The following is a 23,760-nucleotide window of genomic DNA, read 5'->3' as shown; positions in this document are numbered from 1 at the left end:
GCCTCGTCGACCGGGATGTGCACCCGCTCCATGATGTCGACAGCGGCCTGGTAGTCACCGGCGCCGATGTGCGCGAGGGCGACCTTGCGGGCGGTACTCGCTTCGCTCGTTTCGCGCGTCCCCGCGCGAATTGCCCGCCTCCGGCGGTGGGTTATGGAATTGGCCTCCGGCCATTCCATAACCCTGCGTGCCTCCGGCACGGAAAGACGGGCGGAGAGGGTTTGTGCCTCCGGCACAAATTCGGGTGCTGATTTTGATTGTGGGGGTGGAGAGTTCGGGTTTGAGTTGAGTGTTCGTCATGCTCCCTTTCTCGAGATTGAGTTCAGGGGGAATCTCCGATTCCCTTAAAACCGAGGAGACTTGAATTGTATTCCGTGACGAAAAGTAAATCACGGAATACAAAAGGAGGGCAATAGGGCCCCTCCGGGGCCCGATCCCCCGTTGAGAGTCGAGGAATTGAGGGTTGAGCCTGCCTCCGGCAGAACGGGCCAGAGACGAAAGCGACAACCGACGAGACCAGCCCGGGGTGTGGCGAGCGCGACGGCGGAGCCGACGCGCAGCAAGACACCCCCGCGCCCGATCCCCGACGCCGCCGCGCCGACCACCGCCCACCCCGCCCCCTTCTCTTCTCTCCTTGGGCAGGGAGCAGCGGCAGCAGAGGGGATGTCACCAACCCGACCACACGAGCCGTACAGGCCCACCAGGGGCGATGGCCGAGATGCGGGAAGCGTTCAGCATCAGTTGGTGCAGGAGGCGGCGCAGTAGTGGCCGCGCCGTTTGATGCGCGAGTTGTCACAGGGTGACGCTCGATCAGGTTGCGTTTTCCCTGCTCACGGGGGTTGTGATCATGCGCAAGAGTATCTAGTATCGAATCAACAAGTTGTTCCGGGTGACGCCGGAGCAGCCACGCCGAACACGAAGGGAAGCCCCGTAATGGAGGCAGCGTCAGCAGTGCAGCTGATCAATCAGCTGATCTACAAGCCGGGTTGGACAATCGACGCCGACGACCACACCCACCGGTTCGAGGGCACGGTGAAAGTCAGGTTCACATTCCCCGCGCACAGGTCAGAGCGGAATTTGGCACCGGAAGGCTACCCGGAGAAAATCACCACGTACGCCGAGTTTCCCATCGTTGTCGCGGACTGTGACGATGTGGAACTTTACCGCCGAATTCTCGGCAAGATCATGGAAATTGAGCTGCACGAGGCTCGCGAATTCCTCCGAGTGCCGCCGACGTATTGGGCCCCTTTCCACCCGCACCGCGTAGACGGCATGAAGCGGTGGGGTGACTCCCCTGGAGATCTGCTCTACGGCATCTCGTAACAGACACTCCCGAACGGGGGCCGCATCCCATCTGCGCCCCCGTTCGGGAGGCCAGGCCACAAGGCCCCCAATCCTCCCCAACGGGAGGCCGCACCCGGTCAGCGAGGAAGTCATGAGCCTGAACGTCACCATTCTGCTTGTCGCCGTAGTGGCTTGCTACGCGTACAGCAAGGGCCGCGCCCGAGGCCAGAGCGAGAACATCGCCAAGGCAATCGCCCGCATCATCAAGGGGAAATGATGTTCCGCCCCCAAGGCCGAATGGCATTTCGTGTACGAGCGCCCCAACCCCTGAAGTCTGCCCCCTGTTAGAGCCATCGGGCACACGGGGCCCGCCCCGTGTGCCCTCTTGGTTCCGTAGGGGAGCCCCCCGCGATTGATCATCGCGGGCACATGATCGAACTGGAGGCACGATCATGCGACTGGTCAACAGCGAGACCGGGGCGGAGATAGCCCAAGGCGCCTTACTGCGCATGGCGTCGGGACCGTCCGCAGGGCAAGCGTGGCGCTTCGAACGGCTCATGCCTCACCCGGACGGGCATCGTGTGCACGTCACGCGGACTCACCCGCGTATGGGGCGCGTTCACCGCGAGTTCCACCCGCGGATGTTCGACGCCCGCGTTGAGATCGACGTCCGTTGGTACGGGGACGTTCGGCACACCGCCCACCATGCATGGGCCAAGGGAGGTGACTACCTCTTGGCTGGTCTGTTCGCCCTCGTGCCGCTCGCTCTCTTCGAGCAATTCCACTGGGCCGAGAAGATCGCCGAGGTGCTCACCCTTGGGGGGCACTGACCACGCGCAGGCGCCGCCGGACGGCCCCGCACAGCCGTCCGGCGGACCGCCAGGCCGCTAATAGGGCCCGGGTGGCCACCATGGCCACCCGGCACCAGGCCGCATCGGAGCTGGCGAAGTCATCGGGCGCCCGCGCCGGCCCGGCGGGCCGGGACCGAGGCCCGGGGGCGAGCACGAGCCGCCTCCTCCCCAGGGCATGCCCATGCCTCGCATTCCGATGGCCAACCAACGCAGGGACCACCCCGACCGCCCACCGCCCCCACCGCCCACCGCCCCCAGCTGCGAGCGACTCGTAGGGCTTGCATTTCTGAACGTTTTTATCTAGTATCGAAGTACACCGGGTGACGCCGGTGGAACGCCGAACCACACGAAGGGAGCCCTAGTGGCTCACGAGACCAACCAGAGCACCGCGCGCGCCGCGGTGACAGACACCCGCAACGCATCCTTTAAGGACCTGCTCCAGACCTTGGAGCGGGACCAGGACGCCAAGATCGACATGGTGGCCCCTGCCTCTGCCATCACCGCAGTTGACGGCAACCTCACCGTGATCGGCGTGGAGCCGGTACTGACGCCCAGCGGCGTGACACGCGCCGATGGGGCCTACCGCCCCACCGCCGTGGCCGACGAGGGGATTGCCGACAAGCTCAAAATCCCTACCGCCTACCTGCGCCGTATGCGCGCCGAAGCAGTCGACCTGTACGACCTCAACGTCAATGGCTGGCTGCAGAAGGACCCCACCCGCCGTTTCCTGCTCCGCACCTTCAAGGGCGAGCCGGGCGTACTGCGTGCATGGCTCTCCAACGGTTACAAGATCATTGACCATCTGGACATGCTCACCGCCGTACTGGCGGGCATCCGGGAGTCGGGACACCCCGTGAAGATCACGGGCGCCGACCTCACGCAACGGCGCATGATCGTTCGGGTGGAGTCCGAGCACGTCGCCGCGCTTGCTCCCGAGCTGCTGCGCGGGTACCGGTCGCCGTTCACCGGGCAGACGGGCGATCAGTTGCCCGTTGTCTCGGCCGGGTTCGTTCTCACCAACAGCGAGGTTGGCACCGGCAAGTACGCGATCACGCCCCGCATCGTTGTGCAGGTGTGCGGCAACGGTATGACGATCACGAAAGACGCGTTCGGCAAGGTGCACCTCGGTGCACAGATGGCAGAGGGAATCGTCGAGTTCTCCCAGGACACCCAGGAGAAGAATCTCTCGCTGATCAGCGCTCAGACCCGTGACGCCGTCGCAACGTTCATGAACCGCGACTACGTCGAGCGGAAGCTTGCCGACATCCAGCGGGAAGCAGGCTGCGAGATCACCAGCCCGGCCGAGACCGTGGAACTGGTGGCAAAGCAACTACGGTTCTCCGACAGTGTGCGCGACTCCGTGTTCAGCCACTTCATCAAGAGTGGCCAGACCACGGCGGGCGGGATCATACAGGCCATCACCGCTACCGCGCAGACCCTCGATGACGGGGATGCAGCCTACGAGCTGGAGACGCAGGCCCTTTCCGCCATGAGCATCGCCGCAGCGGCATAGCCGTCAGCAAGCCCCGGCGGGAGCGCGGCGGCCTCCCGCTCCCGCCGGAACGGCAGTCTGGGAGCGGCACTCAGGTGCCGCTCCCAGACGCCCGCGACGAAACCGGCAGGGCTTGACTTCGAGGCGATTATTATCTAGTATCGAGATTAGCGGTTGAGGGGTGACGCCCTCAACTGTCGCCGAAACAACACGAGGGGAAACGCCCCATGGGCCCCAATAACCTTTCATCCAGCCAGGCCCGGGAACGCCTGGCACCGGTCACCGCGCACGCCGTGGAAACCGTCACCGATCTGATGAAGACGGCAGGTCCCGGAAGGCACCTGATCACCACCGCTGTCCATCCGAGCAACGCTGAGCCCGTCATCGCCTACGCCTGGTTCGACGTCATCGGGGAAGGCACTGACGCTCTATGGAGCGGCGTCTTTGCCGATGCGGCTGCAGTCACAGAAGTCGTGGCACTCGGCTTCATCGTCGCCAAGGGCAGCGTCGTACTCGGCACGACATCGCCGACAGGCGAGGAAACCGTACGCGGCTGGATGGTCGACGGCCATGCGCTCAGGCCGCTCACCGCCGACCAGGTCCGCGACGCCTTCCACGAAACGCTTGGTCCGGAGACGCCTTCCGTCACTTACCGAACGGCATTCCCGGTTCCGACGTCCGCCCCGGCGTAGCCCCTGCTGCGCACCCCAGTCCGGCGGCCAGTCCTCTCCCCCACGCCTGGCCGCCGCCCCTCTGCCCGTCTGGGGGCGGCGGCCACCCAAGGCCCCCGTCAGGGACTCAAAGGAACGTGACCATGGCTGACACCGACCCGGTACCGATCACCGACGAGAACGCCGTCGCGCACGCCATCGCTGCGGCCATCCACGACATCACCAAGCAAGACTTGCCGGGGCACGGCCACGAGATCGTCAACCTGCGGCTGATCCGGCCCGGATCGGTCGTCCGCGCCTCTGTCGCCTACACCAAGGCCCGCAACACCGGCAAGACCGAACGCGGAGCCGTCCGCGACGCCGCAATCGAACTCGTCAGGCACTACCGCTTCCAGCACAACCTCTGACTGCCCGCGCGGTGACTGGCCAACCTTGCCCAGCGTCACGCCGGGACTGACCAGACCAGCGGCCAAGCGTCTCCCCCGCGCATGGCCGCTCCCAGGGCCGCCGCCCCGGATTCCCCGGCACCGGGGCGGCGGCCCGCCTCAAGGACCCGTAGCTCAGTGGCAGAGCCAGCGCCTTAAAAGCGCATAGCGCCGCCAGTTCGACGGTCGGGTCCACACGCCGCCCCAACCGCCCCACGACGGAGGAGATATGACCGCCGACGACCACCAGAACACCGCATCCCAGCCCACGGCCCCTGGCTCAGCCCCGAAGGGCCGCGAACGTGCCAGCGCGCAGGAAGTGATCGAGTTCGTCATCGCTGAGAAGCAGGTCGCGGACCTGGACGTCGAGATCGACTTCGAGGCGCTCGCCAGGCTCGACGACATGCCCGACGACGAGGCGGCAGCGCTGATCGACGAGACGCTGAGACGAATCCTGTCCACCTGACCAGCGGCCGGGGCCTTCCTCCCCGCGCGCCCCGGCCGCTTCCAGGGCCGCGCCCCGCCCTACCGGGGCGCGGCCCGCACACCTCACCGCCGAGGTGCTGTAGCTCAGTTGGTAGAGCGCCGGTCTTATAAGCCGTTGAGGTCGTGGGTTCGAGTCCCACCAGCACTACGCGAACCACCCAGTCAAGGGCGTACGCCTCACGGCGGCCACCGCCCGCGACCTGCACCCTCCGCCGACGTTCCCGAAAACCGGAGTTGACCATGCCGAAGACCACCTACCCCAGCACCCCCGCCGAGGTGGCCGCCGCCGTCCTCGACGCCATCGACACCCACCCCGAGGCATTCGACATGAACTCCTGGCTGTTCACGCCGGATGGCAGGTGGCTCGACCCCGAGACCGAGCCCTCGTGCGGCACAACGATGTGCGGCGGCGGCTGGGTTGCGCACCTCACCGGCTGGACGCTCGGGCCCAGGACCTACGCCTACAAGGACGGCGTGGACCGCCTGACCGAGGAGGTTGCAGCGGAGGCGCTCGACCTCCCCGACACCGCCTCGTTCCACGGAACCGCCGAAGCGCTCCTCACCCGCCTCCGCGAGATCGCCGGACGCTGACTCCCCCAAGCCCCCGGCAGCCGGACATGCGACCCGCGCCACAGCGCACCGACTCGCTTCCGGCTGCCGGGCCCCAGCGGTCCCCGCAGGCTGCGGGGACCGCTGGGGCCGGCCTCCCCGACGCCGTTCCCGCCCCGGCGAGCGGGCGCGGCCAACCGGCCAGCTCGTCACTGGCCGCCGATCCGCCGCCCCGCCGGCCCACACGTTGCGCGGGGCGGCGGACCCGCCCACCGCCCCATGTTCCCTCCGACCGCCGGGAGTTCTGATCGTGACCGCCGACATCCTCACTATCGACACACCGTCCGGCACGGTGCGCGCCACCGCCCAGCCACGGGGCAAAGACGCCGTCGTGTACGCCCTGACGGGCGCGCTGCGCGGCTGCGTGCACGTGGCCGGCACCCATCATCCGCGCCACTGGGACCAGTTCACCGCGCTGCGCGTGAGCCTCGGCTCCGTCAACGCCATGGAAGCAACCGCGCCGGCCGAGTCCCTGCCGCGCAGGCGCGGCAGCGCGACCGGCTACACCGGTGGCCTGGTGCGGTGGACAGACGCCGATTACCCGTACCAGCACGCCGCGATGACCCCCGTGGAGTCAGCGGCCGGAAACGCCCCTGCCCCCACGACGGGCGAGACCCTCGCCCTGGTCATGCGGGCCTGCGCCGAGGACGTCGCTCACCGGCCCGACCTTCACCGTCTGCTGGACGCCTCCCGTGAGCGTGAGACCCCCGGCCTGCTGCGCTTCCTCGACTGGTCGATGCGTCGGGGCGAGGCTGAGGCAGCATGCTTCGAGCGCAAGGCTCAGGCCCACCGCCGCGACGCCCGCACCGCCGTCTCCAGCTGGTGGACGGCCGCCCGGTGGCTCACCGCCCGTCCGCACCCGGTCCTGACGTTGGTGCTGATGAACTACCGAGGGTCGCTCGCGCGCCGCGCCGACTACCTGCCCGCATACGCCGAGTACGCCGAGCGCGCGGGCCGCGAGGAGCGCGATCGCGTCGGTCGCCTCCGCAACGAGATCGCGTCCCTGCGCGCCCAGCAGCGGCCGCGCAGGCGAACCCGCGGCCCCGCCGCCCGGCAGCACCCTGCTGTCGATACCCCGTTGACCGCGCACAGCAGGAACTCCCCGGCATGAGCAGCTCGCTGCGGCCGTGGCGCCCCGAGGACTTCGACGACACGTGCGAGACCTGCGACGCGCCGCCTGGCCAGCTCTGCCGTCCATGGTGCACGACCGGATACACCGCCGCCGACGCACGCCGCGAGGCCGAGCGTGCGGCCGAGAAGGCGCGGAGGAATCGGTGACCTGCGCCCCTCCCTCTGAACAACTCGCCGCCGCCATCCAGGGAATACCCGACCGGCAACACTTGTTAATCTAGTATCGAACTTGCCCGGAGTGACGTCCTGGCAGGCGCCGAATCCGCACGAAGGGAAGTCCCAGGCATGGGCTACGACATGTACCTCGTACGCTCCCCAGAGGGCGAGGACGCAGCCTACGAAGCAGCCAGCAGGTCGTTCGACGCGGCCGTGGAGCACCGCGACGGTCTCGACCTCCCGTATGGCCACCCGGAGTATCAGGCCGTCCAGGTGAAGGTCACCAGCGCCTACGACGCGATGGAGGCGGTCCGCACCACGCACTTCTACCTGACGACCTGGGCGATGAGTGAGTGCCGGGCGCTCATGGACCACTTCGGCATGCTGGTTGCCGCGCAGCCACCGGACCGCCCCGCGCCCGAGGAATACGGGACCACCGCCGGGGAGGCCGTTCTCGCCCCGGCAGGGAACGCGGCTCCGGCGCAGGTGCAGCGGTACCGCAAGGCTCTTGAGGAGCGGCTGTCCTGGGCACCGCCGCAGCCCGAGGGCATCGCGGCCCACAAGCTCGGCGGCGACGAGGGCTGGACCGTCACCCCCGGAGAGATCCATGCAGCTCTCACGGCGTACGAGGCCAGCAGGGCCACGAACCCCGCGCTCCTTTCGGAGGTCATCGAAGACGCCGACTGGTGGCCCGAGTGGATCGACTACCTCAAGCATGCCGCCAGGCACGGCGGGTTCCGCACCTACGGGCCCCCCGTGACCTGACGCGCCCCGCGCCGGTCACCGCGACACGGCGCGAGTCACAGACCGGCCGGGCCCGTTCCCTTCGTTTGGGGCCCGGCCGCCCACGGCCCGGCCCGCGGTCGAGCCTCGTGCGGTCGCCCCTCGAACCGCACCCGCGCTCCCGCGTGCCGGGCCGACCACCTCCTACGCAGCGAGCACGAGAAGCACCCTTGACCAAGCCCCCCTCCGCCCTGCTCCTGACCTGCGGCGCACAACTCGTCGAAATCGATCTGCCGTTCGGCCATGACAGCGAATCCAGCGCCGAGCGCCGTGCAGTGCTGCGCGCGGCCCTGCGATGCGACCGATTCGACGTCGTCTCCCTGACCCGCCAGTGGGACATGTGGATTGACGACGAAGGCATGTACAACCACCCGGTGAATCCCGCCGCAACGGCTCTCGCCCGGCGGTTCGGCTTCACGCACCAGCACTATCACGGCCCCGTCCTGCTCACCGGAGGGCCCGACGCGGAAGGCAACACCCTCCCGCTGCTGAGGCAGCAGCTCATCGGCCTGCTGCTCACCTTGGAAGACCTGTGACAGCACCGGGCCCCAGCCACCGGACGCTCCACCAGGACCTTGCAGGAGCCGACACCCGCACAGTCTTCTCCCGGCCGTGCGCGCATGGCTCCTGCGGGACGGGCCTTCCACCCACCGACTCACCAAGGGGTCCGGCTCGGCACCGCGCCGTACCGCCGGCACCCCCGGCCACTTAGTCTCCGGAGTACCTGCCATGCCCGACCCCACCACCCTGCCCGATCCGTTCGAGACCGCAGCCCAGGCATTCGGGGCGCTGCTGGATGCCCTCGGACCAGGACGCCATCACCTGGTGTGCAGCGCTCATACCCCCCTCGGGAGCTTCGCCTCCGCCTCGGCGACCGTCGAATGCACTCCCGACGACCAGGACCAGGCGAACGCCGACTACGAAGGCTGGTTGATGTTCTGTCACCTCCTGGCGCAGACCTCCATCGCCTTCCGGGACGCGACCATCTTCACGCGCACGCACACCACCGACAGCACATCCGTACTGCGCGGCTGGTCCGTCACCAACGGGTGGCCCCAACCCATGGCAGCGGCCGACGTGTTCGCGGCGTACTGCACCGACCTCGCCACTGGCGACCCGATCCCGCCCGAGCCGGGCACGGACTACCAGGCGGGCACCCCGCTCCCGACCGCTTCAGGCGACAGCGGCCACTGAGCGCCGCGAGCACGCCCCGCTCGCCGACCCTCCAGCACCACCACGAGAAGGAGGTGAACACTTGCCTTTCCGGCATTTATTATCTAGTATCGAAGTAGATACGGTGTCGTCGGCACCCAGCCTGCGCGCCGTGATCTCACTGCCCGAGAGGAACGCACCGCCATGTCGCGTGCCGAAGATCCCACTCCCTTTCCCACCGGCTGGCCCAAGGCCCGCTATCGCGCCACCCGCCGCGCGATGAAGGCGCTCCGGCTCGCCGATCACGCGCTGCGCCATGGGCTCGCCTACACGCCCGACGACGCCACCGACGAGCTGATCCGCACCGCTGCCGAGCAGACCGGTCACCGCCAGCCGTCCAAGACCACGTGCTCACTCGTGCGCGCAGTCCTTGGACTGCTGCTTTCCCAGACCGACGCCAGCGGACCCGTCACCCGCATGGTCATCACAGTCGACGACCGCCCCACGGCCTGACCGGCCGACCGGACGGGCCGGGACATGCCCGGCCCGCCAAGCACCACCAGCACAGGAGTACCCCCATGTCCAGCGACTCCCCGGCGAAGAAGACCACGACGACCCCCGCCAAAGCCGCCTCTGCCGCGCCCCTGAAGACCCCGCAGCCTGAGCCGTCGGCCGTCGAAGAAGCCCACGACCAGATCGTCCGCCTCGACCCAGCCCTGATCGTGCGCGACGACTACAACGCCCGGACCACCGACACCGAACCGGACGACGACCTCAAGGCATCGGTGGCCGAACTCGGCGTACAGGACCCCATCCACGTCCGGCCGCAGGAAAACGGAACCTACGGCGCGTTCAAGGGATGGCGGCGCGCACAGGCCCAGCAGGACGCCAATGCCACGGCCAAGGCCGAGGGCAGGCCCGCACGCAAGATCCCCACGATCATCCGGGCCGACCTGGTGGGCAACGACGCCATGACGCACCTGCTGTCGCTGATCGAGAACGATCACCGCGAGCAGATGCACGACCGCGACCGGGTCAAGGCCATCGAGACGCTGGCGCTCATCGACGTGAGCGAGGAGCAGCGCGAGACGATGGCCCGCGCCCTGAAGATCAAGCGGGCCGAGCTGCGCGCGGCGCGCGAGGCCGCCCGCCTGGACGACGCCCAGCTCCACCGGGCAAGCGTCCAGGGCTTCGACCTGATGCAGATGGCTGAAATGGCCGAAGTCAGCGACGTCTCCCGGGCCGTTCAGGTGCTGGAGGACGCTCACGCCAAAGACACTGCCGAAGAAGGCGGCGGGCGCGGTCACTGGGACCAGGCCCTGGCCCAGCTCCGGCAGGCCAAGGCCGACACCGAAGCCCGGCAGACGGCACTGGACGCACTGGAAAAGGCCGATGTCCCGCTGCTGCCCGACTACTTCCCTTGGGGGACGAAGGACACCTCCCGGCCGCTGACCGAGCTGCGCACGCCCCTGGGCGCGCCGCTCACGCCGGACAAGCACGCCTACTGCTCCGGCCATGCCGCCCGCCTGGATGAGGAGTTCCAGCCCGTCTGGTACTGCTCCGACCCCGCCAAGTACGGGCACAAGCTGCGCCCCGGAGCCAAGCAGGCCAAGCAGTCCATGAGCGAGGAGGAGAAGGAGGCGCGGGCGCGGACCATCGCGGGCAACAAGGCGTGGAAGACCGCGCGGACGGTCCGCGAGGACTTCGTGAGGCGGCTGTGCAAGGGAAAGTCCCTGCCCGAGCCCGTGCGTCAGTTCGCCCTGCGCACGGTGATGAGCCCGCCCTACCTGTACGCGAAGTGGTGCGAGAAGGGCGAGACCGAGGCCGTCGCCCAGTTCCTCGGGGTCCCGGACCCCAACGCCGACACATCCCAGTACAGCCGTGAGGGAGATCCGTTCGACGACCTGGTCAGCCGCCAGGGCAAGACCAAGGGATGGCACCAGGTGTTCGCGCAGGTGGCCGCCGCGTTCGAGTACAGCATGCGCGAGCCGAAGGCGTGGCAGGGCCTCAGCCGCCACCAGGCCGCCTACCTGCTGTGCCTGAAGGCGGAGGGCTACCGGCTGTCCGACGTGGAGGAACTCGCCGTCACCAAGTACCTGCCCCAGCCCGACGACGAGGCCCAGGCCGCCGACCTGGCCGCCTGAGCCTGCCGGGTGCAGCACTCCGAGCAGCGGTGCTGCGCCCGGCCCTCTCGCCTCCCCCACAGCCAAGGAGTACGTCGTGTCCGACGACATCTGTCCGTCGGGACGACGGCGCTACCCCGACCGCGCGGCCGCTCGCGCAGCCTTCGGAGCCACCCGTGCCCGCGGCAAGTCGACGCGCGGCTACCGCAAATGCGGGATCTGCGACGGCTGGCATCTCACGCCCGAGCGCAACCAGCGCCCACGCCGACGCAGACGCGCGCGGACGCCAGGACGGCCGCCGCAGCGCGATTCGGGGGACCGTGCCCGTCCCTGATTGCCGGTCACAGACGCACCCAGCGCCTGACCGGCCCCCAACCCCTCACCCTGCGACCCGGCCGGGCACGCCCCGTGCCCGGCCGGGTCCGATCAGCCTGTGAAAGATCGACCTCTCCATGAATCCCGCGATACCCCAGCGGGTCGCAGTCCTCTCCCTGCTGCGCCAGACGGACGACGGTCCGGATCTCACGGGACACCTCCTGACCTTCGGCCCGCAGGAGTTGCTCGACCTCTACCGGCGCGTGTGGGGTCTGTTGTGGATCAGTCGTCCGGAGCTGGTCGAGTGGGCGCATCCGCTGCGAGGGTGGCTCGACGAGGAGGAGCAGAGCACGAATCGGCTCGCTGCCGTCCACGCGGTCACCCGTGCCGCGCTGGAGACCGGATTGCTGGAGCTGACGGCAGATGCGGACCCGTCCTGGCGATCGGAAACCGACGTGCTTGGCTTCCTCGTCACCGAACTGCGCTCCCGTGGCGCGCGGGAGGCGCTCGGCCAGGTCCATACTCCGCCGGAGATGTGCGACCTGATGGCCTGCATGACGTTGTCCGGGGAGGACCTCCCCGAGGGGGCATGGCTGGGTGAACCGGCGGCCGGCACCGGCGGCCTCGTTCGAGCTGCCGCCCAGTACCTGCGTGAGAGCGGCCGCGATCCGCGCGCCTACGTGTGGGCCATGAACGATCTCGACCCCATCTCCTCGGCCTGCTGCGCCGTCAATGCGGTCGTGTGGGACCTCGGTCGCCGTGTGCTGATCTCCTGCACCGACACCCTGCATGAAGGCGACGGCACCGAACGGGCCCTCGCGGAGCGGACGGCAATCTTCGCTCGCCGCGACGAGCTCATCGGCCGCGCCCAGACGATCGCCGCCACCTACGAGGCCATCTCCGAGGTGGAGGACCTGATCTCGCGCGGCCCCGGCCCAGCAAAGGTGTCCTGACCATGCCCTCACCCTCATTCGATCAGGCCACACATGAAGGTGCCGCGATCGCCGATCTGTTCAGCCGGATCAAGGACATCGAGGAGAGCTCCGGCGACTGGAACGGCGGCGAGGTTGTCGCTGTGCTGTCCCAGTGGTTTTCCGAACTGCATTTCGACGTCGACGGCAGTGCAGATCAGGTGCGGCGCCCGCAGCCCGGCCTGAACCTCCGCCCGTCGGCGGGCCCGGAAGTCCACTGAGCTGTACGGCAGTTCGCAGGCATCCCGAAGGGCCGCTGACGAGCGGACACGCGCCGCGCCCAAGGCCCTGACCTGCACCGGATCGCAGCCGCGGTAGGGGATGCGGCCTCGGGATCCGCTTGCAATTCCAGTTGCTTTTATCTAGTATCGAATTAGCCGCTGGTGAAGTGCCCCGCCTGCGGGGCAGCGTCGACGTGCCGAACGACGGCCGCATACCGGCAGCCCACCGCCGAGCCGCTACGCAAGCACGCATCCCGTCCGGCAGCGCCCTCAACAGACGCGGCCCTCACCCACCTCTCTTCGGGGAGGGCCGCGCCACGGGCGCCCCGGGATCACTCGCCCAGCCTGAGGAATTCGTCATGCCCACCTCTGCATGCGCGCCCGCCGCCGACCGACGGCAGACCACTGTTCAACCTCGTCCCGAGCAGGTCAGAGAACTGCCCTACCCCATCGCCGAGGACTACGTGAAGGACTGGACGTCCGAGCGCGCCCTCGTGGAGCTGATCGCCAACGCGCTGGACGAAGACCCGCACACCGAAGTGGCCTGGAGCGACGGCGTTCTGACCATCCACGACCAGGGGCCCGGCATCCCCCGCACCGGACTGCTCCTGGGTGCTTCCCGGAAGACCAGCCAGCAGATCGGCCAGTTCGGGGAAGGCAAGAAGCTCGCAGCGCTCGTCCTCGCCCGCGACCCGAAGATCGGCACGGTCCAGTTCGACACGGTCGGCTACAGCTTCATGCCAGTCCTGAAACCGAGCACGTACCTCACCGACGTCCCCGGCCTTGACGAAAGCCATCAGAGCCTGGTTCTGCACTACGAGTACTGGTCCACCAACCGGCAGCACGGCACTCTCATCAGCGTCCTCTGCTCGCGGAAGGTTGCCGAAGAAGCCATCAGCCGGGTCCGCTACCTCAGCAACCCCGCCTACCGACCCCCGCAGGACCACGCAGAGATCATTCTGGACGGTCAGCCGGGACGCATCTTCGTCGGCGGCATCCTCGTCTCCACCGACACCCGGCTGGCCGCCAGCTACGACCTCCCCCTGGCCACAGCCAAGGGCGAACAGAACCGTGACCGCACGATCGTCGACGGAGCCGCACTCGAGACCCACATCCGCAGTGCTCTCGCAGCCAGCACCGACCCCGCCGTCATCGCACGGTTCGTCGACCGCGCGTTGAACGGCCCGCGCCTGTCGGCCGCCGAGACCTACTTCGACTCGGTCACCGACTTCGCCGTCCGCCGCGCCTTCCGCGATCACGCCCAGACCCTGTGGAACGACGACGAGGTCTACCACAATGCTGCGGGCACCGTGGTCGAGGACGAACTTCATCTGCAAGGCCGAGGCGTCACATGCGTCACCAGCAGGCTGAACCGTCATATGCACGGCGCCCTGATGCGCCTGCTCGGCATCAGGCCCGTACGGGAGGCCGTGGCGCACCATCAGCGCCAGTACCCCAAGACGCAGTGGGTGAAGCACGGCGACGTCTACGCCGAGCGGCGCCGCACGCTGGACCTGGCCTGTGCGGTCTTCCGCAGCGTCTTCGGCCTGGACTCACTCGGAAAGGTCAGGGTCTACCGGGAGGACGAGGCTTCGGCGCTCTACTGCTCCAGCGGCATCTACGAGGCCGCCACCGACGTGCTGGGCATCAAGGAGAGCACCCTGGATGACCTGGATACAACGTTGCGCGTGGTGTTCCACGAAGGCGGCCACCGGCGGGCGGCCAGGGAGGGCAACCTCAGTTCATCCGACCGCAGCGAGGGGTTCGAGCTGGCCATGGACGCCATGGGCGGCAGCCTCCTGCGGCTGCTCATGGCTCCCGAGCCGCGCCGCTTCCCGCTCCTCGACGCCGAGGCGTGGCAGCACGTCTCGCTGCCGTCCGGCGCCTACCTGGCCGACTGTTCGGATCTGACCGGTCTTCGCCAAGCCCAGCCGACCATCAGCCAGGTCCGCAGGGCCAAGCGGCTGGAAGCAGCCCCCGAACCACGCCGCCTGCTGGCCGAACTCTCCGAGCAGCGCATGGCCGCCGTCATGGCGGAACGCGGTAATCGCACGGCCGAGAAGGCCTTGGCCAGGGTCGCCTGGACCATGACGCAATGGCGGTTGATTGCGAACCCGCACCCCACCGGCTACCGCCGATCCGGCGGGTTCACCTGCATCCCCGACTACCGCAGGGCCTGCGCACTCGCCGAACTCCTCGGCATTCACGCACCAGTGCTCTACCTCGGACACATCGCCGTCGAAGGCCCCCTCTACAACGCCCGGAAGGGCACCAGTCCGGCCAACCGTCCCTGGAGGAAACCCCTGAGCACCCACATACCGAAGGTCATTTCCGACCTGCGGGCTCTCGGCGGACCCTACGCAGCGCAGGCCGACGCCATCCAGGCCATGTCTCAAGGGCGTACGCCCTACGACGCGGAGGGTTCTTGGCTCCGCCCGGTGATCGAACTCCTCAACGCGGAGAAGCAGCGGCTCAACTGCTGAGAGGACAGACCCGTCTGCCGCCGGTCCGGGATGTGCGGTCCTTCGAGGGCGGCCCGGCCGGTGGGGCGGGCAAGCAGCCGGCGCCGGTGCGCGCCGAGCGGCCTCCGGGCCGGCACGACAGGCTTGCCTCTCCCTGACCTGTAGAAATCCCCACCTGGCGGGATGGGGTCCGCTTGCATCTCACCCATTAAGTATCTAGTATCGAATATACAGGGAGGTTGACACCCTCCCTGCGCCGAACCACACGAGACAGGAGTGACCCCGTGCCCACACCCGACCCCGTCCCCTCCGCCAGCGGGTCCACGCAGGACGGCGCCCGCCGCCGCTCCCGGAACTGAGGGCCGCCATGACCGGCGAGACCATCGTCACCGTCACCGGAAACCTGGTCGCCGACCCCGAAATCCGGTTCACCGAAAAGGGCACGCCCGTCGCCCGCTTCCGGGTCGCATCAACGCCACGGGTCTACGACCGCAGCACCGGCCAGTGGACCGACAGCGAATCACTGTTCATCACCTGCACGGTGTGGCGGCACGTTGCCGAGCACGTCTGCGAGTGCCTGCAGCGCGGCATGCACGTCATCGTCCAGGGCCGCCTGCGCCAGCGCTCCTACACCGACCGCGAAGGCATCAAGCGCACCGTGTTCGATCTCGACGCCGACGACGTCGGGCTGAGCCTGCGTCACCGCATCGCCTACACCGACAGCACCCTCCCGCCCGCGCTGGCCCGACCCACCGCACCCGCACCGCCCCAAGCAGCACCTGCCGCAGCCCAGGGCGCGCCGGAACACGAGCGACGGTCCCGCTCACAGCGACACGGCGGCTGGGCCCGCATCCGCTGACGTCCCTGGAGATCCCCGTGTCCAGTGGCAGCTCCCTGACCCCGATGCCGGAATTCCGGCCCGCGGTCAAGGAATCCCGACCGGTCCGCCTGGCCTTCGAAGGCCCTTCCGGGTCCGGCCGCACCCTGACCTCCCTACTGGTCGCCGCCGAGCTCGGCGAACCGATCGCGCTCATCGACACCGAACGCGGGATGGCAGCCAAGTACGCCGACCGTGTGCCCTTCCACACCCAGGAGTTCACCCGCTACGACCCCAGGTCACTGTTCGCGGCCCTCGCCCGCGCCGCCATGCGCGGCTACCCCGTGCTGATCGTCGACACCTACAGCGCCTTCTGGAGCGGCGAGGGCGGCATGCTCGACAAGGTCAACGGCGAGGCCCGGGCCGGATACGGCGGCACCAACGCCGGATGGTCGAAGTACCGGCCGGAGGACCGCACCGTCACCGAGGCCCTGGCCGCCTACCCCGGGCACGTCATCGTCACCCTCAGGGCCCGGACCGACACCGTCATCGAAACCGACCCTCGCGGCCGCCAGTACGCCCGCCGGATCAGCGTCCGGCCCGAGCAACGAGCAGACATCGAGTACGGCTTCGACGCGGTGGGCACACTCGGCCCGGTCGCCACCGCGTACTTCGGCAAGAGCCGTATCCCCGCACTAGCCGGAGAGGTCATCGAACAGCCCGGCGAGGACCTCGGCCGCACCATCCTCGCCTGGGCCGACGACGGTGTCCCCAACTGGCCCCAACGGTCATTCATCGATCGCGCCCGCGACCCGGACGCCACGGTCGACAGCCTGCGTGAGCTCTGGTCGGAGATCGTCACCGCCCGCGCAGCGGGCTTGGCCGCACTCGACCTCCACGACCAACCCATCACGCTCGCCGAGCTCGTCACGAACCGCGGCAAGCAGCTGCGCGCCTTCGCCCCCGCACCCCAGCCGGATCCGCCGGCCCCACCCGCCTGAACGCCCCGGAAAACGACATGAACGACACCCCCACCGCCGCCCACCAGCAGACCACCATCCCCAGCAGCCTCGGCCACGACTTCGCCGACACCTGGTGCGGCACCCTCACCGCCGACATCGCCCCCCTCCTGAACTGCGAGGAAGTAGACGTACTCGCCAGCCTGCTGCGCACGCTCGGCGCCGAACAGGCCGCCGACGAATGGATCGACGCCCACTCCGTAGCCGACAACGAGCCACAGGACAGCCACTACCGGGACCCGAACGACCCCGAGGTGCTCTCGGCCGACACATTCCGCTGGCACCCCGGCCTCGAAGAGGCATGACGCCGTGGCCCACGAACACCCCGTCGCGATGAGCCCCTGCGTCAACTGCGGGCGACCGTTCATGTACGACCCGGAGCGTGTGGTGTCGGTCCTGGTCGACACCGAGACCGGCTGGTACCCCGAGCCCGGCCGACGGCATCACGCGGTCCGAGAACCGGCCTGCCACTTCTGTGTCAGGGCAGCGAACGTCGAGCGGCGCAAGCGAGGCCTTCCCCTGGGCTACGAGGGCGACACCTACGCCGACCTGGTGAGCCGCCTTGCCCGGGACGAGTGGAGCTGACCCCTCGTGCGCCGTTCCCCGCACTCCCCCGGCGCCCCGGACCTGGTCGCCGCCCCACAACGAACCACCCTCACGGCCCTGTTGGAGGGCATCTCATGAAAAGCCGTGTCCGCACACCGGATACCGTCTCCGCACTCGCGGACGTGCGCATTCCCTTTCCCCACACCGACCGCCCCACTCCCTGCCAGGACGACCCGGCGCAGTTCGCCTTCGAAGAGGTCGCCGACCGACTTCAGCGGACGAAGACCATCGCCAGGGCCAAGCTCGCCTGCTCCGGCTGTCCCGTCGTCCAGGGCTGTCTGAAATGGGCGCTGGCCAACCCGTCGCTGACCCGCAGAGGTGTGTGGGCGGCAACCACCCCCGGCAAGCGCGGCGCGCTGCGCAACGGGCTCGTGCAGCGCCTCGGTGACGACTGGGTCGGGCTCGTGGCTGACCAGGACCGCCGACGCGAGCAGCAGCAGACAGCACGCACCGTGCCGCCCACGATCCGGGAGCAGATGCTCGCCCGCCTGGAGCTGGAGCTCATCCCCACCCCGCCGCAGCCCTACGAGCCGTGGCGTGAACCGCTCACACCCCAGCGCCGCGCCTACAACCGGCGCCTCCTCGAACTCGCCCTCGCTGGCAAGGCCCCCATGAGTGGCCGCCATCGGCCACCGAAACCGCGCAGCGCCCCCTGACTGCCACTTCCCGCTTCCCGCTTCCCGCTTCCCGCTTCCCGCTTCCCGCAGGAGACTTCGATGCCTACGCCGACCTTCCCGTCCTACGTCGCACCGGTCCACGCCCGGCACGGCTCCTACTCCCCCCGCTACGGCTGGCTCCTCAAGACGCACCTGGCCGTGCTGGACAACCCACGCGTGTTCGCAACAGCCCGCGCGATCGTCGAACTCGGTGCCGGCAAGAGCGCGGTGGCCTCCATGCGGTTCTGGTCATCGGCGTTCAAACTCACCGACGAGATCCGCCATGGGCCCGGCACAGCCATCGACGTGACTCCTACCGCACGGGGCCGGTGGCTGCTCGACGAAGACGGGGCCGACCCCTACCTGGAGCAGGACGGCAGCCTGTTCCTGCTGCACTGGTGGCTGCTGGCTCCGCCCTGCCTGGTGCCCGCCTGGTTCTACACCTTCTGCCTGTCGCCGTTCGCCCGGCTGGAGCCGGGCTCTCTGCGGGAGGGGATGCTGCGCGCGGCCGCCGCGGCAGACTGGAGGTGGCTTCCCACAGCCGCCACGCTCCACCGCGACATCAGTTGCATGATCCGCATGTACACCACAGGCAGCGCCCATGAGCAGCCGCGCACCACGCTCGAGGACCTGGTCGACCGCCCGTTCAGTGCCCTGGGCATGATGAGCGCCGCCCCCGACGGCGTGGTCCGCCTGAGCCCTTCGGCCGGCGTCAGGACACCGGCCGCGGTGGTGGCGTATGCCTGCCTGGAGTACGCCTCACGGTCCACACCCGGCCCGGGCAGTATCTCGCTCGGCCGTCTCCTGCACGACGACGCCGGGCCGGGGCGCGTGCTGCGGCTCCAGCCGCGCAGCCTTCGGCGCGCGCTGCAGGCCGCCGCTACGCGGCACCCGCAGCTGGGCGTAGCGGACTCCGGTGACGGCACCGAGGTGCTCACGTTCAACCGCCCCCCGCTGGCGCTGGCCTGGGATGTCCTCGACGAGAGCTACGGGCGCGTTCGGCAACGTGTCGGTGTCCACCCCGAACAGGACGCCCACGGATCCCGGCCAGGAGACGCGCGTCCAGTCGAACAGTTGTCATTCGGCGAACCGGCGTCCCAGGACAGCCGCTGACCTGGCCCGCCACTCCACCGGCAGCTAGCCGGAGATCACGGTCCCCCCACCACAACATCTTTATCTCGGATCGACTCTGCGCGGTCGCTTCCCGCGGCCGCGCCTCACGGAGCACCACCATGATCAACCTCCCAGCACCCGGGCTGACGCGCCGGAAGCCCTCGATGGCGGCACCGTGTTCTGCCCCGACCTGATCATCGGCAGGCATCCCGTCCACGGCGTCCTGGCCGACGGCCACGTCGACGACGTCACCGTCCTCCTGCTGGAACAGGCCGGGTTCGTCTACGACGAGGACCTCGGTGTGCACCGGGTGCCCGCCGGTACGTCCTCCGACGCCGAACAGGACTGCGTCCAGCGTGCGATGACCTTGTTGTCCGGCCGCTTGTCCGTCGTCTACCTCTCCGACGACCTGGCCGCCGAGGCCGCCGGATTCTCGCACCAGAAGTCCCCGCCGGCCTGAGCGCAGGCGCGCATCACCACCTGGCTCTCACCGCCCCCGGATGGTGCCCGCTGCCGCCCCTTCGCCCCAGGCCCTGTTCCTTCTGCACGTCTTTCGGAGGCGTCACATGCCTACCTTTCTGCAACAGCCCACCTATGGTCTGAGAGGCCCGGACGGTCAGGGCTGGAACCGGCTCAGCCTAAATGCCCACTTCGACCAGCGTCACCAGTGCGGGTGGCAGCCGAGGCATTTTGCCGCGCTGTTCGAGGCGTTGACCGGCCGTCAGCAGTGGGGCGGGTTCGGGCGCTGCTACGTCGGTCCCGGCTCATGCGGGACATGCCCTGTGCAGCTCCGCCGCCTCGCGCGCGAGGGCGGAATCGACTGGCCCGGCAGGATGCCGCTGCTCCTGGCCCGCGTACGGCCGTGGCCGCTGACTCCCGGAGCCCTCTTTGCCGATCCGGCGTCCGGGCGCAGCTCGCTGGAGTTGTCCCCCTGGCGGGGTGGGCCGCCGGTGCTCGAGGCCGGATGGGTGGAGATCCTGAACACCCCGGGCCACACGATCAGCTGGTGCTGGCAGGACGGGCAGGGCGAAGCGTTCTGGCTCGTGCGCGACCACCCCGCCGCGGACGCCGCGGTGGTGCTCAGCAGGAAGCTCGGCGCCGGCATGCGGCACGAGCTGTATGGCGGGCCCGGCGAGCCGCGTCTGGCCGTGTTGACCTGCCACGGGTCCTGCGCCCACGAGGCGTACCACCTGCAGCACCTGGCCGCCGACCTCGCCGACCGACCTGCCCGGACCGGCGCGCTCGGACCGCATGCCGAGGTCCCCGAGCGTCTGCCCGGTGTTCCCCTCACCAGACTCGCGCACGACGGCAGCAGCAGCCTGATCCACCGCGACTGCTCCCGCGACTACGGCTCGTCCACCGTCCAGCTCAGGTGGGACGTGCCGTTCGACGAGAGCACCGCGACCGCCCTCGTGGCCCACACCGTGCGCCTCATCGCCATCTGAGTCGAAGCGCGGGCCCTCATTTCCCTATGGCCGCGCCTCGGACTCCACCCACAGGTCCCACCGCTACACGCCGCCGTTCCCGTGACCACGCCCGGGCACGGCTCTTGGAGAAGATCCCCATGGAACACCCTGCCGCCTTCCTCGCGTCGGCCATCCCCGTCAGCCCCGACCACGCCGATGTCGCCGAGATGCTCGGGGATCCGGCGACCGACCACTGCGCGCGCGACGACGGCACCTATGTCCCCGGCCCTTCCGCCGCCCGAACCCGGCCCTGGACCCTGCCCCCCGTTCACGGCAGGGTGCTCGTCGCGGCCGCGGCCCGTCCGGGCGAGAAGTGAGGCCGCGCCGTGCCCACTGCTGCCGCGTACACGCCGTCACTGCTCGACTTCACCGCCGACGACGACCTCGACACCGTCATCAACTGGGGCCTGGGAGCGGACAGCACCGCCTACATCGCGCGGATGCTCACCGACCCTGCCGCCCACGGGATCGACCTGGACCGCACCGTCGTCCTCTACATGGCCACCGGCAGCGAGTGGCCCGAAACCCGGCTCCTGGCCGACGAGTTCATGCTCCCGCTGTTGCGCGAGAACGGCGTGCGCTTCGTCCAACTGGCGCGCAACGGGCACCTCCAGTCCGACGGCTTCACGATCCTGGACGACTCCCGCCACCCCGAGCAGCTCTTCGCGCGTGGGCCGTGGACGCTGTGGGACGACCAGGAGTCCGTCGGCACGGTGCCCCAGGTGGCCGGCACCCGCAAATGCAGCCTGTGGGCGAAGGCCGACGTCGGCGACTGGTGGCTCACCCAGGTCTTCGGCGGCCGGCCGTTCCGACAGATCATCGGCTTCAACGCCGACGAGGAGGGCCGCCGTTTCGGCGACCAGGTCACCTCGAAGATGCCCGGACGTATCGGGGAGTTCCCACTTGTGTCCTGGGGGTGGGGTCGGCAGCAGGTCGAGGATCACCTCCTGAAGCGGTTCGGCCTGCACTGGCCGAAGTCGTACTGCACGTTCTGCTGCTTCCCCACCTCCATGGGCGCGCTGCCCGCCCACATGGAGCGCATGCGCGCCCACCCGGACATCGCCGGTGAGGTGCTGCGCCTGGAGTACACGGCGATGAGCCTCAACCCGAACGCGAAGCTCTACGGCCGCAAGACCCTCCTGGAACTCTTCGACCCGACCCAGCCGCGGGACCGGGCGTGCCTGGAGGCGTTCCAGCGCGAGCTCGACATGCCGTGGGCGCTCTACCACGTGCGCCGCCTGTTCCTGCTGTCCGAGGACGGCAGGCGGCGCCCGGTGAAGCGCTCCACCGAGCGCGTCGACCTCGGCCGCCCGCAGCAGCTCGCCCGGCGGCTGATCTCCATCTCCGGGCGGCACCACGTCGAGGCCGAGCACGACCCGGTGTACGGGCGCGCCCGGGCCTGGGTCCGCCCTCGCGCAAAGGGCTGGCCGATGGCGGAGGAGCTCTTCGCCACCGCCCCCGCCCGCGTGATCAACAAGCAGGACAAGGACTTCGAGCAGCTCTGGGACGCCCTGATCTCGGGCTCTGCCGCCCAACTCCCGCTCGTCTGAACCGAAGCACCCTCACCCCCCTCGCTCGGAACGACCATCCCCTGATCATCAGTCCCTTCTCCCGCGCAGTGCTGTACCTGGCAACGCCGTCCGGCGCTGACATACGGGCTGCCATGCAGGCCGGGCTGCTGGCCTGCATGACGACCCCGGCCCAGGGCAACGTGATCCCGCCCGGCGCCCTGTACGCCTGCGACAACGGCAAGTTCGGCAAGGGCTGGCCCGGCGAGCAGGCCTGGTTCGCCTGGCTGACCGTCGACCGCTACGGCCCAGGCAGCTGCCTGTGGGCAGTAGCCCCCGACGTCCCCATGGACGCCGTGGCCACCCTCGCCGAGTCGGTGCCGTGGCTGGCGCGGATCCGCACCCTGGGCATCCCCGTCGCCTTCGCTGCCCAGGACGGCAGCGAGCACGGCCTCATCCCCTGGGGCTCCTTCGACGTGCTGTTCCTCGCTGGCAGCAGGCCTGGAAGACCGGCCCGGCCGCCCACCGCCTCGCTGTGAAGGCCCGCGAGCGCGGACTGGCCGTCCACATGGGCCGCGTCAACTCCCGCCGGCGGCTGCGCCTCGCACAGGCCTTCGGCTGCACCAGCTGCGACGGCACCTACCTCGCCTTCGGGCCCGACACCAACCGCCCCCGCCTCCTGGCGTGGATGAACGAACTCCGCGCCATCCCAACCCTGTTCGGAGACGACACATGACGACCTGGCTGCGCTTCGTGGGCGCCTCGATTATGGGCATCCTCGACCCGGTCCCCTCACCCGTGCCCTCCCCCAGCAGAAGTTCGGAACGCACCCCGTACAGGTGGTTCACGAATTGCGGCTGGTTGTAGGAACCAAGCAGAAAGCCCAGATTGAGCTGGTCGTTCCCGGCGTCTCGGGTGCGGGCTTCGCACGTAGTGGTGGAGTGTGCCGGGGTTGACCTCTGAGTGGGTCTGGCCCCGGTAGCGTGCCGCCCGACGTGATGCGAAGGACGGGGCTCCGGTGGCGAAGCGGTGGGTCCGGTATGTGATGCCGGTGATGGTCGAGGTCGACTGCGGTGAAGGCCGCGTTCATGGCGATGCCGACGACGACCGCGTACGGCATCGTCTGCGGAACGAGCAGCGCGGGCGGCAGCGCGATCCTGGCCCGGCTGCGGCAGACTTCTCAGCCACCCCACCCTTGGGTCACTGACCTGTCGACTGCCACCGCAGCCGCAGGCTAGGTGTACCTCGCGATGACCTCAATTACGGTGCACGATCGCAGAGTTGGCACTGCGTCAGGCAAACCGTGACTCTGCTCACGTAGTTCATACTTTTCAATCTACCGAAGGATCTGACCTCATGTGTTCAGCTGAGGCCGTGACCTGACGCTCCGGCGGAAGAAGGGTGCCTCCCACCTGCGATGATCTGGACTGTCTAGATCAAAAC

Annotated in this window: 32 protein-coding genes and 2 tRNA genes; all 34 read left to right on the top strand. The window is 69.0% G+C overall.

Going from position 1 to position 23,760, the window contains the following annotated elements; genetic code table 11:
* The first annotated feature begins 951 nt into the window (after nucleotides 1-951).
* Entirely contained in the window at nucleotides 952-1,323 is a 372-nt protein-coding gene (locus AB0D57_RS43505) for a hypothetical protein (protein ID WP_143644034.1), read from the top strand.
* Between the two features lie 112 nt (nucleotides 1,324-1,435).
* Nucleotides 1,436-1,561, top strand: a complete 126-nt coding sequence (locus AB0D57_RS43500; RefSeq protein ID WP_362087363.1) for a hypothetical protein — start codon at nucleotides 1,436-1,438, stop codon at nucleotides 1,559-1,561.
* A gap of 331 nt (nucleotides 1,562-1,892) precedes the next feature.
* Nucleotides 1,893-2,114: a hypothetical protein gene (locus tag AB0D57_RS43495; protein ID WP_362087360.1), complete on the top strand. Its 222-nt coding sequence runs from the start codon at nucleotides 1,893-1,895 to the stop codon at nucleotides 2,112-2,114.
* Nucleotides 2,115-2,496: 382 nt separating this feature from the next.
* Complete coding sequence (locus tag AB0D57_RS43490; RefSeq protein ID WP_362087357.1) at nucleotides 2,497-3,648, top strand: DUF932 domain-containing protein; 1,152 nt, start codon at nucleotides 2,497-2,499, stop codon at nucleotides 3,646-3,648.
* A 272-nt stretch (nucleotides 3,649-3,920) separates the two neighbouring features.
* Complete coding sequence (locus AB0D57_RS43485; RefSeq protein ID WP_362087354.1) at nucleotides 3,921-4,319, top strand: hypothetical protein; 399 nt, start codon at nucleotides 3,921-3,923, stop codon at nucleotides 4,317-4,319.
* A 122-nt stretch (nucleotides 4,320-4,441) separates the two neighbouring features.
* Nucleotides 4,442-4,705 carry a hypothetical protein gene (locus AB0D57_RS43480; RefSeq protein ID WP_362087351.1) on the top strand — a complete coding sequence of 88 codons (264 nt, stop codon included), beginning with the start codon at nucleotides 4,442-4,444 and terminating at the stop codon, nucleotides 4,703-4,705.
* Nucleotides 4,706-4,847: 142 nt separating this feature from the next.
* Nucleotides 4,848-4,918, top strand: a tRNA-Leu gene (locus tag AB0D57_RS43475).
* 34 nt (nucleotides 4,919-4,952) lie between these two features.
* A complete protein-coding gene (locus AB0D57_RS43470; protein WP_362087348.1) occupies nucleotides 4,953-5,189 on the top strand; it encodes a hypothetical protein in 237 nt (78 codons plus the stop codon).
* A 93-nt stretch (nucleotides 5,190-5,282) separates the two neighbouring features.
* Nucleotides 5,283-5,357 (top strand) — tRNA-Ile (locus AB0D57_RS43465).
* A gap of 92 nt (nucleotides 5,358-5,449) precedes the next feature.
* Nucleotides 5,450-5,800 carry a hypothetical protein gene (locus AB0D57_RS43460; protein WP_362087345.1) on the top strand — a complete coding sequence of 117 codons (351 nt, stop codon included), beginning with the start codon at nucleotides 5,450-5,452 and terminating at the stop codon, nucleotides 5,798-5,800.
* Between the two features lie 268 nt (nucleotides 5,801-6,068).
* Nucleotides 6,069-6,929, top strand: coding sequence for a hypothetical protein (locus AB0D57_RS43455; protein ID WP_362087342.1), 861 nt, complete (start codon nucleotides 6,069-6,071; stop codon nucleotides 6,927-6,929).
* Nucleotides 6,926-7,096 (top strand): hypothetical protein, encoded by a 171-nt coding sequence (locus AB0D57_RS43450; RefSeq protein ID WP_362087339.1) that lies wholly within the window; start codon nucleotides 6,926-6,928, stop codon nucleotides 7,094-7,096. Before AB0D57_RS43455 ends, AB0D57_RS43450 begins: the two co-directional genes overlap by 4 nt.
* Nucleotides 7,097-7,234: 138 nt before the next feature.
* Entirely contained in the window at nucleotides 7,235-7,870 is a 636-nt protein-coding gene (locus AB0D57_RS43445) for a hypothetical protein (protein ID WP_362087335.1), read from the top strand.
* A 188-nt stretch (nucleotides 7,871-8,058) separates the two neighbouring features.
* Nucleotides 8,059-8,424, top strand: a complete 366-nt coding sequence (locus tag AB0D57_RS43440; RefSeq protein WP_362087332.1) for a DUF3846 domain-containing protein — start codon at nucleotides 8,059-8,061, stop codon at nucleotides 8,422-8,424.
* A 193-nt stretch (nucleotides 8,425-8,617) separates the two neighbouring features.
* Nucleotides 8,618-9,082, top strand: a complete 465-nt coding sequence (locus AB0D57_RS43435; RefSeq protein WP_362087329.1) for a hypothetical protein — start codon at nucleotides 8,618-8,620, stop codon at nucleotides 9,080-9,082.
* 162 nt (nucleotides 9,083-9,244) lie between these two features.
* Nucleotides 9,245-9,553, top strand: coding sequence for a hypothetical protein (locus tag AB0D57_RS43430; RefSeq protein WP_362087326.1), 309 nt, complete (start codon nucleotides 9,245-9,247; stop codon nucleotides 9,551-9,553).
* Between the two features lie 65 nt (nucleotides 9,554-9,618).
* Nucleotides 9,619-11,184, top strand: a complete 1,566-nt coding sequence (locus tag AB0D57_RS43425; protein WP_362087323.1) for a ParB N-terminal domain-containing protein — start codon at nucleotides 9,619-9,621, stop codon at nucleotides 11,182-11,184.
* A gap of 76 nt (nucleotides 11,185-11,260) precedes the next feature.
* Entirely contained in the window at nucleotides 11,261-11,497 is a 237-nt protein-coding gene (locus AB0D57_RS43420) for a hypothetical protein (RefSeq protein ID WP_362087320.1), read from the top strand.
* A 118-nt stretch (nucleotides 11,498-11,615) separates the two neighbouring features.
* A complete protein-coding gene (locus tag AB0D57_RS43415; RefSeq protein ID WP_362087317.1) occupies nucleotides 11,616-12,431 on the top strand; it encodes an N-6 DNA methylase in 816 nt (271 codons plus the stop codon).
* A 2-nt stretch (nucleotides 12,432-12,433) separates the two neighbouring features.
* Nucleotides 12,434-12,670 (top strand): hypothetical protein, encoded by a 237-nt coding sequence (locus AB0D57_RS43410; RefSeq protein WP_362087313.1) that lies wholly within the window; start codon nucleotides 12,434-12,436, stop codon nucleotides 12,668-12,670.
* 359 nt (nucleotides 12,671-13,029) lie between these two features.
* The gene (locus AB0D57_RS43405) at nucleotides 13,030-15,153 is read left to right on the top strand and encodes a hypothetical protein (RefSeq protein WP_362087310.1); all 2,124 of its coding nucleotides are present in this window, start codon (nucleotides 13,030-13,032) and stop codon (nucleotides 15,151-15,153) included.
* A 346-nt stretch (nucleotides 15,154-15,499) separates the two neighbouring features.
* Nucleotides 15,500-15,991, top strand: a complete 492-nt coding sequence (gene ssb, locus AB0D57_RS43400; RefSeq protein WP_362087307.1) for a single-stranded DNA-binding protein — start codon at nucleotides 15,500-15,502, stop codon at nucleotides 15,989-15,991.
* A 17-nt stretch (nucleotides 15,992-16,008) separates the two neighbouring features.
* The gene (locus tag AB0D57_RS43395) at nucleotides 16,009-16,950 is read left to right on the top strand and encodes an ATP-binding protein (protein ID WP_362087304.1); all 942 of its coding nucleotides are present in this window, start codon (nucleotides 16,009-16,011) and stop codon (nucleotides 16,948-16,950) included.
* 17 nt (nucleotides 16,951-16,967) lie between these two features.
* Nucleotides 16,968-17,273: a hypothetical protein gene (locus AB0D57_RS43390; RefSeq protein ID WP_362087301.1), complete on the top strand. Its 306-nt coding sequence runs from the start codon at nucleotides 16,968-16,970 to the stop codon at nucleotides 17,271-17,273.
* A 4-nt stretch (nucleotides 17,274-17,277) separates the two neighbouring features.
* Entirely contained in the window at nucleotides 17,278-17,553 is a 276-nt protein-coding gene (locus AB0D57_RS43385; protein WP_362087298.1) for a hypothetical protein, read from the top strand.
* Nucleotides 17,554-17,648: 95 nt separating this feature from the next.
* The gene (locus AB0D57_RS43380; RefSeq protein WP_362087295.1) at nucleotides 17,649-18,230 is read left to right on the top strand and encodes a WhiB family transcriptional regulator; all 582 of its coding nucleotides are present in this window, start codon (nucleotides 17,649-17,651) and stop codon (nucleotides 18,228-18,230) included.
* 60 nt (nucleotides 18,231-18,290) lie between these two features.
* Nucleotides 18,291-19,343 carry a DUF4007 family protein gene (locus tag AB0D57_RS43375; protein ID WP_362087292.1) on the top strand — a complete coding sequence of 351 codons (1,053 nt, stop codon included), beginning with the start codon at nucleotides 18,291-18,293 and terminating at the stop codon, nucleotides 19,341-19,343.
* A 175-nt stretch (nucleotides 19,344-19,518) separates the two neighbouring features.
* On the top strand, nucleotides 19,519-19,803 hold the full coding sequence (locus tag AB0D57_RS43370) for a hypothetical protein (protein WP_362087289.1): 285 nt from the start codon (nucleotides 19,519-19,521) through the stop codon (nucleotides 19,801-19,803).
* Nucleotides 19,804-19,909: 106 nt separating this feature from the next.
* Nucleotides 19,910-20,788 (top strand): hypothetical protein, encoded by an 879-nt coding sequence (locus tag AB0D57_RS43365; RefSeq protein WP_362087286.1) that lies wholly within the window; start codon nucleotides 19,910-19,912, stop codon nucleotides 20,786-20,788.
* Between the two features lie 119 nt (nucleotides 20,789-20,907).
* Entirely contained in the window at nucleotides 20,908-21,126 is a 219-nt protein-coding gene (locus AB0D57_RS43360; protein WP_362087283.1) for a hypothetical protein, read from the top strand.
* Between the two features lie 9 nt (nucleotides 21,127-21,135).
* Nucleotides 21,136-22,359, top strand: a complete 1,224-nt coding sequence (locus tag AB0D57_RS43355; RefSeq protein ID WP_362087280.1) for a hypothetical protein — start codon at nucleotides 21,136-21,138, stop codon at nucleotides 22,357-22,359.
* 113 nt (nucleotides 22,360-22,472) lie between these two features.
* Nucleotides 22,473-22,856: a hypothetical protein gene (locus AB0D57_RS43350; RefSeq protein WP_362087277.1), complete on the top strand. Its 384-nt coding sequence runs from the start codon at nucleotides 22,473-22,475 to the stop codon at nucleotides 22,854-22,856.
* The gene (locus AB0D57_RS43345; protein WP_362087274.1) at nucleotides 22,853-23,053 is read left to right on the top strand and encodes a hypothetical protein; all 201 of its coding nucleotides are present in this window, start codon (nucleotides 22,853-22,855) and stop codon (nucleotides 23,051-23,053) included. The genes AB0D57_RS43350 and AB0D57_RS43345 overlap by 4 nt, the downstream gene beginning before the upstream one ends.
* 337 nt (nucleotides 23,054-23,390) lie before the next feature.
* A complete protein-coding gene (locus AB0D57_RS43340; RefSeq protein WP_362087271.1) occupies nucleotides 23,391-23,555 on the top strand; it encodes a hypothetical protein in 165 nt (54 codons plus the stop codon).
* The last annotated feature ends 205 nt before the right edge of the window (nucleotides 23,556-23,760 follow it).

It is taken from the genome of Streptomyces sp. NPDC048275, from assembly GCF_040652275.1.
In the GTDB taxonomy this organism is placed as follows: Bacteria; Actinomycetota; Actinomycetes; order Streptomycetales; family Streptomycetaceae; genus Streptomyces.
This window is presented reverse-complemented; position numbering and strand designations above follow the sequence as displayed.